Annotated in this window: 11 protein-coding genes and 2 pseudogenes; 5 read left to right on the top strand and 8 right to left on the bottom strand. The window is 39.1% G+C overall.

Annotation, left to right across the window (positions count from 1 at the left end):
- Positions 1-23: 23 nt before the first annotated feature.
- The 5 genes from J7E77_RS26365 to J7E77_RS26350 all read right to left on the bottom strand — a co-directional run bounded on the left by J7E77_RS26365 (position 24) and on the right by J7E77_RS26350 (position 4804).
- Positions 24-893, bottom strand: a complete 870-nt coding sequence (locus J7E77_RS26365; RefSeq protein WP_214718070.1) for an FAD binding domain-containing protein — start codon at positions 891-893, stop codon at positions 24-26.
- Positions 887-1351 carry a (2Fe-2S)-binding protein gene (locus tag J7E77_RS26360; RefSeq protein WP_251026818.1) on the bottom strand — a complete coding sequence of 155 codons (465 nt, stop codon included), beginning with the start codon at positions 1349-1351 and terminating at the stop codon, positions 887-889. Before J7E77_RS26360 ends, J7E77_RS26365 begins: the two co-directional genes overlap by 7 nt.
- Positions 1351-3513: a xanthine dehydrogenase family protein molybdopterin-binding subunit gene (locus tag J7E77_RS26355; RefSeq protein ID WP_214718066.1), complete on the bottom strand. Its 2163-nt coding sequence runs from the start codon at positions 3511-3513 to the stop codon at positions 1351-1353. Before J7E77_RS26355 ends, J7E77_RS26360 begins: the two co-directional genes overlap by 1 nt.
- A 488-nt stretch (positions 3514-4001) precedes the next feature.
- Complete coding sequence (locus J7E77_RS31310) at positions 4002-4133, bottom strand: hypothetical protein (protein ID WP_256942356.1); 132 nt, start codon at positions 4131-4133, stop codon at positions 4002-4004.
- Positions 4134-4483: 350 nt separating this feature from the next.
- Positions 4484-4804 (bottom strand): hypothetical protein, encoded by a 321-nt coding sequence (locus J7E77_RS26350; protein WP_214718063.1) that lies wholly within the window; start codon positions 4802-4804, stop codon positions 4484-4486.
- A 531-nt stretch (positions 4805-5335) separates the two neighbouring features.
- Between J7E77_RS26350 and J7E77_RS26345 the strand changes: the two genes are divergently transcribed.
- Complete coding sequence (locus J7E77_RS26345; RefSeq protein WP_214718061.1) at positions 5336-5569, top strand: hypothetical protein; 234 nt, start codon at positions 5336-5338, stop codon at positions 5567-5569.
- 100 nt (positions 5570-5669) lie between these two features.
- Positions 5670-5855 (top strand): hypothetical protein, encoded by a 186-nt coding sequence (locus J7E77_RS26340; protein ID WP_214718059.1) that lies wholly within the window; start codon positions 5670-5672, stop codon positions 5853-5855.
- A 396-nt stretch (positions 5856-6251) separates the two neighbouring features.
- Here J7E77_RS26340 and J7E77_RS26335 read toward each other — a convergent pair whose 3' ends face one another.
- Positions 6252-6992 carry an SDR family oxidoreductase gene (locus tag J7E77_RS26335; RefSeq protein WP_214718057.1) on the bottom strand — a complete coding sequence of 247 codons (741 nt, stop codon included), beginning with the start codon at positions 6990-6992 and terminating at the stop codon, positions 6252-6254.
- A 24-nt stretch (positions 6993-7016) separates the two neighbouring features.
- Positions 7017-8009: an aldo/keto reductase gene (locus J7E77_RS26330; protein ID WP_214718055.1), complete on the bottom strand. Its 993-nt coding sequence runs from the start codon at positions 8007-8009 to the stop codon at positions 7017-7019.
- Positions 8010-8392: 383 nt separating this feature from the next.
- On the opposite strand from J7E77_RS26330, the gene J7E77_RS26325 reads away from it, so the two are divergent.
- A complete protein-coding gene (locus tag J7E77_RS26325; RefSeq protein WP_214718053.1) occupies positions 8393-9310 on the top strand; it encodes an AraC family transcriptional regulator in 918 nt (305 codons plus the stop codon).
- Between the two features lie 274 nt (positions 9311-9584).
- Here the strand turns inward: J7E77_RS26325 and J7E77_RS26320 are convergent.
- Positions 9585-10164, bottom strand: a pseudogene (locus tag J7E77_RS26320) (TetR/AcrR family transcriptional regulator).
- 225 nt (positions 10165-10389) lie between these two features.
- Here J7E77_RS26320 and J7E77_RS26315 point away from each other — a divergent pair.
- A pseudogene (locus J7E77_RS26315) lies at positions 10390-11561 on the top strand (MFS transporter).
- 272 nt (positions 11562-11833) lie between these two features.
- Positions 11834-12814: an aldo/keto reductase gene (locus tag J7E77_RS26310; RefSeq protein ID WP_214718051.1), complete on the top strand. Its 981-nt coding sequence runs from the start codon at positions 11834-11836 to the stop codon at positions 12812-12814.
- Positions 12815-13034: the final 220 nt, after the last annotated feature.

The following is a 13034-nucleotide window of genomic DNA, read 5'->3' as shown; positions in this document are numbered from 1 at the left end:
GCTCACCCCTTTTTTTGAAAAAATTAATTCGGTTGATATTGCTTCAAGGTAAGAAAATAACGTAAAAGATTTAACGCGACTGTTTTTCGGTAAGTCGCAGTGGAGCGCTGATCGTCGATTGGTCTAATGATCTTATCGAAAGCTGCCACAATTCCAGCGATGTCTGCTTTGGCTAATGGTATTGTCTTTCCAAGCAGCGTCTTCTCAATATCAATGGAACGAACCATCGTTGGTCCGACCGCCCCGAAGGCAAACCGTACATCATCGATTCGAGCATCATTGATCCGGATATATCCTGCAAACCCTACTTTGGCAATGGCATCTGCGTTGCGGTTGCCGACTTTCTCAAAAACGACATGTGCACCTTCTGCTAATACGGACGGCAATATAACTTCTACCAAAATCTCATTTTGATAACGCTGTACCCGTCGTGGACCTTGAATAAAATCGCTAATCTCAACGATTCGATCACCATTTACGGAGCGCAACAGAAGCTTTGCATTGTATACATATAATAAAGGAAGTGTGTCACCAGCTGGAGAGGCGTTGCAAATATTCCCACCTAATGTCCCTCTGTTTCTTATTGCCGGGGCCGCAATGGTTTTAATGGCATTTTTTAATGGCATGGGAATGAACGGATGTTCAAGTAATTCACTATAGGTACAGCAAGCACCGATGTGAAGATCCTTCTGATTTTGATACACTCGCTTTAGTTCAGAAAGATGATCAATAAAAACAAGGGGTTTTGGGAGTTTCAGAGGTACTCCCCTACCACTTTTGTGAAGAACCATGACATCAGTGCCGCCGGCCATGATTAAACAGTCTTCTCTATTCAATTGACTCAACGTTTGGTCTAAACGATCGAAGCGATACGCGGTTATTTTCTCTACCATAAGCCGTCACCTTTTTTAGCTGCCTGATTGATCGCATCAACAATCATATTGTAGCCCGTACATCGGCACAGATTTCCAGATATACCTTCACGTATTTCAGCCTCTGAAGGCTGAGGATTTTTAGATAGCAAAGCTGCACTTGCCATAATCATCCCCGGAATGCAATAGCCGCATTGCACTCCCCCTGCTAAGCTATAGCTCTCATCTAAAATCTTAAATTGTTCCGTTTCAAGTATCCCTTCTATCGTTTGAATATCGGCACCATCAATTGAGCCAATGGGAATAAGGCAGCTGTTTTGTAGGAGGTTATTCACAAAAACACTGCAGGCGCCGCATTCCCCTTCTCCACAGCCTTCCTTTGTACCGATTAATTCAAAGTCATCTCTTAATAAATCTAGTAATCTTGCTGTAGCAGGGGCGTCCGTTTCTACGGTTCTTCCATTTAGGGTAAATTTCATCAACCCTCTTCACCTTCTTTCATCGAAAGACTTTCAATAATGACTTCTGGTGTTATTGGAATTTGCTGAAAAGAAGTTTGCAGTGCATCCTCGATCGCCGCTTGGACGGCGGGAGCGCCGCCGATTAACGTCAATTCACCTGCGCCCTTCGCCCCGTATGGACCATCAGCATAGGGGTTATCAAAGACCTTGCTTTCAATTGTAACAACGTCCAATGAAGTCGGCGGTCCATAATCCGATATGCTTTTTTGTTGGATCTTACCTTGCTTTGACGTCATCTTTTCTAAATAACCGTATGCTAACCCTTGAGCCAAACCACCGTCAATTTGGCCTTTCATAATCCGTTCATCGATGACCTTCCCCACTTCATAATTGCCGTATACTTTTTCTAACTTTACGTTTCCTGTTAACGTATCGACTTCCAATTCAACGATATTCACACCCCATGAATAAGCTGGGTAAGCATCTCCAGTGAAGGTTTTCTCGTCCCAAGGGATCATTTCACGGTGAACATAATGCTCTACTACTTCCTGTTCCACCCCTGTTTGCCACTGAACCTTCAGTTTTTTTGCGGCCCGTTCAAGCAATTTTCCGACAATCATCGTCGTCCTGGAGGCGACGGTCGGACCGGAGTCGGGTACCTCTTTTGTATCGGGATAAGGGTACAAAACATCTTCATACGGGAGGTTTAGTTCTTTGGCGACAATTTTACACAGCGTCGTCAAAATGCCTTGTCCCATATCGGAATTGGAGATTTTTAGCATAACTTTGCCGTCCTTTGATTTAACCAGCTTCACCGTTGCTTTAATATGGTCTCGTTCGCCACTGCCTGTAAATCCACAGCCGTGGAGGAACAGCGAGGTTCCAATGCCTTTTTTATAGCGCTGACTTTGTTGATTGAAACGCTGAAACTCCTGTTTTTTCTTTTTGTATGCTGACGAATTGAGCAGGTCCTCAATCATTTCTTCTACTAATATTGGATCGCGGAATATACCTTTGGTGATGGTGGGGTCTCCTTGTTTAACGAGGTATTTTCGTTTATATTCAAGTGGTTCGATGTTTGCCAGTTTACTAAGATGTCCGATATGACTTTCGATTCCGGCGAAGCTTTGTGGAGCACCAAAGCCTCTGAAGGCGCCATTCGGAACGGTATTGGTTTTTAAGACATAGCCTTTTGCATGAAAATGCGGAATTTTATAAACACCGGCACTGTTTATTAATGCACGCTGCAGTACGACAGAACTCAACCCGACATTCGCTCCGCCATCGAGATAGATGTCAATACACAGGCTCAAAATATTTCCTTCCTCATCAAGGGCAGTTCGATAATTGAGTTTGGCCGGATGCCTTTTCGTCGTAACTACCATATCCTCCGAACGGTCGAAGACGAGCATCACCGATTTTTTGACTGCCTTTGCTGCAACGGCTACGTGACAAGCCATCATCGAAGGAAAATCTTCTTTTCCGCCAAAACCTCCGCCAGTAGGGCTTTGAACCACTCTGACTTCATCGTCACCACAGGCTAACGCGCTTAGCAAGGCATTTTTTATATAATACAGACATTGCATCGATCCCTGGACTTCAATTTCATCCTCCTTATATATGGCGAGCATACCTTGTGGCTCAAGGTAGACATGCTCCTGATAACCCGTATCATATTCTTCTTCAATTATTTTGTGAGCTCCCTGCTCGATCGCTGAAATGGTCTCTAAGCTTTCCCCGAATTCATAACTTGCCATATTGACCCCGGCTACAGATTTTTGCTTGATCGCTTCGTCCAATGTATAGATAGGTGGATGTTCTTCAAATTCAATCTCTACTTCATTTAACAAACGGTACAAGATATTCAGGTCTTCTCCTACGAGCATCAGAATTGGCTCACCAATATAATTGACCCACTCATTGGCAAAAATGGGCTGATCTTCTTTGATAATTTTGACATAATTCGGACCAGGGATATCCTCTGCTCCAACCGCTTCATATCCTTCCGGAAGGTTTGGTAATTGGATGGAGATGATTTTTCCATATGCAACCTGAGACCTAACCAAAACACCATAAACCATATTTTCCACTTTCACGTCGCTAATATAGGGCAGCTGGCCCGATACTTTTCCTGTATGATCCTTTTTGGGCACTGAGGTACTTATGTCTTTGAGACTCATTGGAACAACACCCTTCGACTCATTTTTTTCAAGGGGGACATATGATAAATAGAAACCTCTTCCTACATTTTTATAAATGAGATTGTTATTTTATGATTAATTTTGATTCAAGTATCTCGTAGTATTTAATTATATTTTTATTTCGGGAAACTTTACCTATTTATGTAAGAATTTTTGACAAAGTATTTTCATTTAACTTGCTTGTTCTTTTCCGTTTCATCAGTCTAGGTAGAATTAAACCACTAATTAAAAAAAGCAAAAATATACAAGTTGTGCATGATAACTTGTATATTTTAGGCTTTTTAATCTTGTGCCTTATTATGTTAAAGCTACCCGTTACTTAACAACAGAAAAAAGGGCTCTACTCCTATTGAAGTAAAGCACCCGTTAGCTGAAGAAGAAAATCAACACATCTCTTATATCTATGTCATTTTTTCCGTCAACAACTACCCTTTCTAAAACAACTTCTAAAGGAAGCTCTCTTTATATTAAAACCACAATCTTTTATGATAATCATATTCAGAGATATCGTAATTCTCTTCTCTTTCTTTTTTTGGGGTACACTCTTCACAAGGTTCTTCCGACTGGTTATGTTCACATTGTTCTAATAAAAGTTCCATTGTTTGTATCCCCTCTCCTATTTCTTACTATCTATATTAATGGAAGCGGTTACATTTGTCAGGTGCTTTTTATTGGAAAATAATAAATCGTGTTATTAGATTTGTGATGAAATAAGAGTGAAACAATCATAAAATTTTTCTGTTTTTGAATCTGGTAATTTGGACAGTTCCGTCAATCTCTTTGATTCCCTCATAAGCCTTCCTATTCCAATCCCTTTAAATAGGCATTTCTAAACATAATATGAAAATCCGAATTTTCTCCGAAATATCGCTTAAAGCCTTCTAAAACTTTTTCTTTAATTATTAAACAATCGCACCCGTTAGCTGAATAAGAAACTATTCAATTATTTTCAAAATTCGGATGGAACAAATACGATTGGATATTGTTCTCCTAACTGTTTCTTCACCTCTTGGAGTAGTTGCAACCCTTTTTCATTGTGATTTCCCACTAGTTGTAATCCATTTTCTTCTAATAAATCGGTTTCTAAATCAATCCATTTTCCATACTCCGATACCCAATCCATTAACTGTTCCCTCAATTCATCTGTCAAAGGGAATTCCTCTATATCAAGATTTTCACCACAATCGTTACACCAAATCGAATCCGCCACAAAATCAGCTTCGAATTTATATGAAGTATGTTTGCAGTTTCTTCTTTTTTTCCAAAACATTATTTATTCTCCATTTCAAATTTATAAATAAAAATTGCAAATACGCAATATCACAATTATATCTCAACGCCTGATATTCCGTCTGCCTTATTACACTAAACTGCCCGTTAAGTCGAATAAGAAAAGGGATCGCCGCAGCTATCCCTGTCTTAAACTCCTGCACCCGTTAGCACCATAAGGAAAACAATTTTATAGGAATTTGAGATGATGGAATAAGTGAGTTTTTCCATTCCATTCAATTATACATAGCTCAACACCTAAAACTGCTGTTTCTCTAATTTATTGAGATTTCGAAAAAAACCAATCTTCAATTCCACACCCCCATAAATTGTCACATTAATTAATATTCCACCTCATCTTATTTATTCCCTGCTTAACACTCCTATTGAAGTAACCTGCCCCTTTAGTGAAAGATGAACATGGCAACAAATGGCAGTTCGATCCTCACCTATCCTTAGGTTTGTGAACTTAAAATAAGTGTTCTATTTGACCTTTTTAAATTATAATCGTAATTACGGAGGTGTAGTAATAGTGAATAAAAGTCATGAACTACTATATGGCTGGACGCTGATAGCACATAAATCTTACAAGCTGTTTTCAAACGAAAATTCCTATGCACTTATAGATCAGGATAATGATGTTGCTATGCAGTTTACAGCTACAGAACAAGAGTTGGAAATAATTCATTCTAACTACAATTTGCGGTTTAAAGTGATTCCAGCATTTAAGACGATAAAGGTACTAAACGTACCTGAGGAATTTTAGTCAGGTTAGGATTGATTGACAATGGGACTTTTAGATAAATTCTTCGAAAAAAAGCAGAAAAGGATAAAACCCATTTTTTATTTACAGCTTGTTTTAATTATTGACTGTTAGCGGCGGTGCTGCGGGCGCTATGGTAGGCTCTATGTTTGGACCACTTGGTACTGTTGCTGGCGGTCTTGCAGGCGGTGCGCTTGGTAACCAAGTTGGCGAGGGTGCTGGCGGAGATAACAATGCTGCTGCTAACAACCGTAATGCGAGTAATAATAGCGGTTCTATGAACGAGTAGTAAATCTAAGGGGCGTGAGGAATCCTCAGCCCTCCCTTTATTAAAAAAAGAAATAGGCTGTGTTCAAACAACAACTAGAACAGATTATAAACATTTATACATTTTTAAATCCTCTATTAATTCATTAAACGATGATTCTTCGTATTCTTCAACTGTACATAGTAATTTTCTAAGCTCCAAGTAGTTTCGCCGAAAAAGCGACCAATTATGGCAGCCTTAATCTTAAACTCAAGCACCCTTTACTTTAAGTGTAAATCTTCACAAACTTACCTTTTATTAAGGAAAAGGCGATGCCTATTTAGAGCATCGCCGTCGTTCATTCATATCAATTAAGTGGGTAGATTCACTACAATAAGGAACGATAATAACCCGATATTAAAAATGCCCCCAGAGTTTTTACCGTTCTTGATTTGTTGGTCGAATAATCATCTCATTAATAGCAACATCAGCTGGTTGTTCAATCGCAAAGGCAATGGCACGAGCTATTGCTTCAGCTTCAATCGCACCTTCATAAATTTTATCGATTCCAGGTTTCAAATCCATATCTGTGATCGATTCTGTTAATTCACTCTTAACAGCCCCTGGTGAAATAATCGTGGAACGAATATTGTTTCCAGCCTCTTCCTTACGTAGACCTTCAGAAATAGCACGCACGGCGAACTTCGTTCCAGCATAAACGGTGCTCCCAGGACCAACAAAGTGTCCGGCTACAGAAGAAAGATTGATAATATGACCTGATTTTTGTTCTCTCATTGATGGAAGCACAGCCGCAATTCCATAAAGAACTCCTTTAATGTTTACATCAATCATCTTGTTCCAATCATCAACTTTTTTCTTGTAAAGAAATGAATGCGGCATAACGCCTGCATTATTGACTAGTACATCTATTTTTCCAAACGTTTGAAGCGCATCTTCAGCTAACTCTTCCATTTGTTCATGCGAAGTGACATCCGTTACTTTATAAACAACCTGACCACCGTAACTTTTAATTTCTTCTTGTAATTTCTTTAAACGATCTTCCCGGCGAGCTGCTAAGACCAGCTTGGCACCTTTAGATGCAAGCTCCTTTGCAGTAGCCTCCCCAATCCCACTAGAAGCACCCGTAATAATAACAACTTTATCTTGAATATTAGACATACTGAATTAATCCCTTCTTTTAAGTTATTTGCTCACTCTTTTTGCGTAATCAGAACCTACAGGATAACGATCTCCCACAATCTCTATTTTAGAGAGTGCGTTATTCAAATCTTTTAGTTCCTCAGTTGAAAGCTCCACATCCACTGCACCAATATTTTCTACCAGTCGCTCAAATTTACGAGTACCAGGAATCGGAACAATCCACTGCTTCTGAGCAAGTACCCATGCTAGTGCAATTTGAGCCGTCGTTGAGTTCTTTTCTGCAGCCACCTTCTTTATTAATTCCACTAAAACCTGATTTGCTTCAAGATTCTCTGATTGGAAGCGAGGCTGTTTGCTGCGGAAGTCGTCGCTCCCGAATGTTGTATTCTTATCAATAGTTCCAGTAAGGAATCCCTTGCCCAGCGGGGCAAATGGTACAAAGCCAATCCCTAAATCTTCAAGGATAGGTAACAATTCATTTTCAGGACTTCTCCACATCATTGAGTATTCACTTTCAACTGCCGTGAGAGGCTGAACAGCATGCGCACGACGAATCGTTTCCACCCCTGCTTCAGAAAGTCCCCAATGTCTGATCTTGCCTTCCATGATTAGGTCTTGTATTACTCCAGCCACTTCTTCTACTGGCACAGTTGGGTCAACACGATGCTGATAATATAGGTCAATCGTTTCGATTTTAAGTCGTTTGAGCGAGCCTTCGACTGATTTCCTAATAGTCTCAAGTTTGCTGTCAAGCACCTGCTTGCCGTCTTCCATTTTAATGCCAAATTTAGTTGCGATGACCACCTTTCCCTTAAATGGGGCAAGTGCTTCACCTACCAACTCCTCATTGTGATGATCTTTCCCATATACTTCTGCAGTGTCGAAGAAATTAACACCACGTTCAACCGCCGCATGGATTAAAGATATTGCCTCTTTCTTTTCTGGAATTGGACCAAAACTTTGACTCATTCCCATGCAACCTAACCCAATTGCAGAAACTTCTAAACCGCTTTTTCCTAATTGACGCTTTTTCATTATTTATCTTCCTCCTTTTTATCAGCAATTAATTGATGAAATTTGGTTGCTTCGCTAGAATTAGTTGTTAATCCCATATATTTCATATGGAAACGCCGACGAAAGCAGCCACTTTATCAAGAATGCAGAAATAACGAATTGTGAGGTGCCAACCAAGAAGCTGATGAGTGTTAGCATGTATATTTTCTATGTGTTAATCATGGTTTCTATTTAGGTTAAAAATAAAGATGTGAAATAACTTGCATCCTCATTATGCAACAAATGAAATCGCGACTGGTATCACAATCGTACCAAATGATTGCATAATCCTCTCAAATCCATTACCTAAAAGGTGAATTAGCATTATAATGGGACCATCACGGATGAAGACAAAGGAGGATTTTATGTTTGAACAATTATATAGACAAAGAGTTGAGCTCACCAAAATCATAGAAGGTCACATAGGACAGGACGGTTCTCACATGACTGCTATTCCGTCTTTATTTTTCTCTCGATACTCTAATGAAACTGGACCAAATTACGGAGTTTACAAGCCTTCCTTATGCATTGTGGTTCAAGGGATGAAGGAGGTATTACTGTCACAAGAGCGTTTTCAGTACGGTCCTGCCGATTACCTTGTTGCATCCGTAAAGTTACCAATAACCGGACAAGTGACAGAAGCCTCTTTCCAGGTTCCGTACTTGGCTCTAAAAATTGAATTTACAGCGAGTCAAATTTTAGAGGTGTTACGTGAATCTGAAATGGGTGTTGATAAGAAGGAGAATGCTAAGCGAGGTATGTATGTCAGCAAAATAGAGCCATTTCTGCTTGACACGGTAACCAGATTAGCTCGACTCCTAGATAATCCGAAGGATATCCCGGTACTTGCTCCTCTAATTATGAAAGAAATCATCTATAGGGTTCTGCAAGGAGAACATGGGGGGATGCTTAAACAAATTGCAATAGAAGGAAGTTCTGCCAATCAAATCAGTGACGTGATCGAATATATCATGAATAACTATGGAAAGTCTTTTAAGATTGAGGAACTTGCGGAAATAGCAAATATGAGTGTTTCTTCACTTCATCGACACTTTAAAGAGGTAACAGCGATGAGCCCAATCCAATTCCAAAAACAACTCAGACTTCAAGAAGCCCGGAGCCTGTTATTATCCGAATCAGCGGATGCAGCAGATGTTGCATTCCGGGTTGGTTATGATAGTCCATCACAATTCAGCCGTGAATATTCCCGCATGTTTGGTTTACCACCTAAAGAAGATATAAAGCGCCTAAGGGAGAACTATGGCGAAACGATAAACGAATGAATCCCCTGCCTAATGGTGGGGGTTCCTTTTGTGTGGGGAAAAGGAAAAATTTCTAAGGAGATGCATTTACCTGGAAAATTGCCTAACTAACAATATAAATGGAAATTCTAAATAATTACACTAAACTAAACTCCCTTTAGTTCAAAAAGAAAGCTGCCAACTCTGGCAGCCTGGTTTTTCAACTCTGCCTTACTTTAAGTACAATCCTTCACACAAAATGCAACTTATTGTATAGTAAGAGACACTATTTCTAGTTAAAGCACCTTCTCATGTATTAGTCCCTTTCTTCTTCACTAATGTTTGGTAGTTTTTCAATGGATTCTAGCAGTATCCCCACTTGTTCTTCCATCACATGAGGTGGATAAGGCATTTCATTCGTGAACCACCATTCCACTGCCCCAACGTAAGCAGTTCCAAAAAATTGAAGAATAACATCTTCGCTTAAACCACGATACTTTCCTTTTGTTATATTCCATCCATTCTTTATATCCTCGATGACAAACTCAAGGAATTGGCTACGGAAGAAAGGAGCTCCTTTACTGGCTAACAACGCCGAAAAAAATGAATAATTACTTTCAAAGTATTCGAACCAGCTCACACTTCCATCTAATTCATCCGTTTCAGATTCTGATTCACACATTTCCCGTAGTTCGTTAATATGTTCTTCAATTAGTTTATCAAGCAGATCAAATTTGTCCATGTAATGAAGATAGATGGTTCTCCGATTTACATTTGCCCTGTCAGCAATATCCTGTATCGTGATCTGATCAAAATTTTTTTTCAGACATCAGTTCAATAAAAGCTCTTTTTATTGCTTCTTGAGATCTGAGTATTCTTCTATCAACCGTAGACATTATGTGCGTCACCCATCCTTCTTAAAAATAAATACACAATTCTAATCAATTTGTGCACTAATACACGAATCTTGGTAATTTAGTGATTGTTAAAAGTCTTTTTCTGTTTAAAATTATACACAGATGTGGTTTAAATCATCAATATGAATTATATAAAGGAGACGATGGAAAAGAAACAAAAAATAGTCAATAACCACATTAATTTTTAGAAAGAAGGTGTATGTAATGGGTAAACAAAATAGTTTTCTCATACTTATATTGACCATAGGAGTTTTCGGTATCTTAACGACTGAGATGGGTGTGATTGGGATATTGCCTTCAATTGCTGAGCACTTTGATATAAGTGTATCTAAAGCAGGTCTGCTAGTGAGCCTCTTTGCACTTGTTGTCGCAATATCTGGACCTATTATGCCGTTATTGTTTTCAGGAATAAATCGTAGGACGGTAATGCTACTCGTACTTGGTATTTTCGTTGTAGGTAACATTGTCTCAATGTTTGCATCTAGCTTTACTGTTTTGCTAATAGCTCGTGTAATTCCAGCCTTTTTTCATCCAATATATTGTTCATTGGCTCTGACAGTAGCTGCTACGTCTGTTAGCAGGGAAGAAGCTCCAAAGGCTGTTTCTAAAGTGATCATGGGAGTAACCGCAGGTATGATACTTGGTATACCAATCACTAATTATATTGCTAATCATACTTCCATAGAAATGGCGATGTTATTTTTTGCCATCGTAAATATTATTGCCTTCCTAGCTACATTGGTATTTGTGCCATCTATGCCTGTTAAGGAAAGACTTTCTTATGGAGCTCAAATTAGCGTATTGAAAAAGCAAATTGTTTGGTTAGCCATTGCTACAGTGGTGTTTTTAGGTTCAGCAACTTCGAGCATTAATACCTTCATTACAGAATATCTTGAAACCATTACGAATATATCGGGGAACACCTTAACTTTTGCGTTATTTTTATTAGGGGTAGCAAGTCTTATTGGAACCCTTATAGGTGGCAGGCTACTTACTAGAAATGCCATTAAAACTGCAATATCTTTTCCAATTGTATTAGAATAGTTCATTTAATTTCATTCTTTACAGGGAAGTCCATCGGACCTATGATGATAACAATTTTCTTGTGGGGGATATTATTTGCTATAGCAAATAATGTTAGTCAATATTGGATCACCTCTGCGGCTCCAGAAGCTCCTGATTTCGCAAATGGATTGTTTTTATCGTGTGGTAATATAGGGGTAACAATTGGTACAGCAGTAAGTGGATTATTAATTTCAGGAATGGGCACGCAATATATCGTATTAGGAGGATTATTATTCTTGCTATTGGGCTTAGCATCTATTGTTTTGAGTAGCTACATGTTCAATCCTAAAACAAAACAACTTGCTAGCTAAGGTATCTTTGGTTTTGAATTAAGGTAAAGACATGAAGACCATTACTACGTTAGATACGAAAGAAGAAGCGTGTTCTTTTCACATAGAGACCCTGACTTCGTGGAATGGCTCGGTAACGTTAAATTTGATATTTAAAAAACTAGTCTTTTTTTCAAGAAGGATAGAGAAAACGCTGAATAGCATCGTTTAAGAAAAATTACTTTTTTTAGAGGAATCTTGCTTGAGCTTTTTTAGGAACAACCTATAATCTCTTAGGAAAAAGGGGTATTAAGATGAAATATACAAAACTAGGCAATACTGGTTTGGATGTATCTAGGCTTTGTCTTGGATGCATGGGATTCAGTGATGCTAAGAGTTGGGTTCACCCATGGGTACTTAATGAGGAAAGCTCTCGTCCAATCATAAAAAAGGCTTTGGAACTTGGTATTAATTTTTTTGATACAGCGAATGTATATTCACTTGGAACAAGTGAAGAAATTCTAGGACGAGCTTTAAAAGATTATGCTAATCGTGATGAAATTGTACTTGCGACGAAGATTCACGGTCGTATGCATGAAGGTCCAAATGGTGCGGGTCTCTCCCGAAAAGCCATCATAAGTGAAATTGATAAGAGCCTTAACAGACTTGGAACGGATTATGTAGACCTTTATATCATCCACCGCTGGGATTACAATACCCCAATTGAAGAAACGATGGAAGCATTGCAAGATGTGGTGAAAGCTGGGAAAGCAAGATATATTGGTGCTTCTGCCATGTACGCATGGCAATTCCAAAAGGCATTACACGTAGCGGACAAAAACGGATGGACTAAGTTCGTGTCAATGCAGAATCATTTAAACCTCATTTACCGTGAAGAGGAGCGAGAAATGCTACCACTTTGTAAGGAAGAAAAGATTGGGGTCACACCATATAGCCCACTCGCTTCAGGAAGATTAACGCGTGATTGGTCGGAAACAACGCATCGTTCAGAAACGGATCAAATTCAAAAATCTAAATATGATGCGACCGCTGATGCCGATAGATTGGTTGTAGAACGAGTTGCAGCCATTGCAGAAAAACATGGTGTTCCACGCATCCATATCGCGCTTGCTTGGTTACTGCAGAAAGAAACCGTAACGTCACCTATTATTGGTGCCACAAAAATATCTCATCTTGAAGATGCCGTAGGTGCCCTATCGATTATGTTAACACCAGAAGAAGTTGCTTTTCTTGAAGAACCATATGTACCACACCCAATAGTTGGTCATAATTAATTGAGTTTAACAAAATATTGCTAAAATAAAAAACCCGGTTTCCTTTGTAGGAAAATCGGGTTCTTATAACTTTGTGAAGGATCGTACTTAATACAGATAGGTAAGGCTTTGAAGTTATCGCCACCTTTTCCCCCTGTTCACACCGTACGTGCGACTTTCACCGCATACGGCGTTCCAACTAATCCAATTCATTCAATTCTATGTATTTGTTTTGGATGAT

This window comes from Bacillus sp. ISL-77, assembly GCF_018613105.1.
The sequence above is the reverse complement of the archived record's forward strand: the minus strand, read 5'-3'. Positions and strand labels throughout refer to the sequence as shown.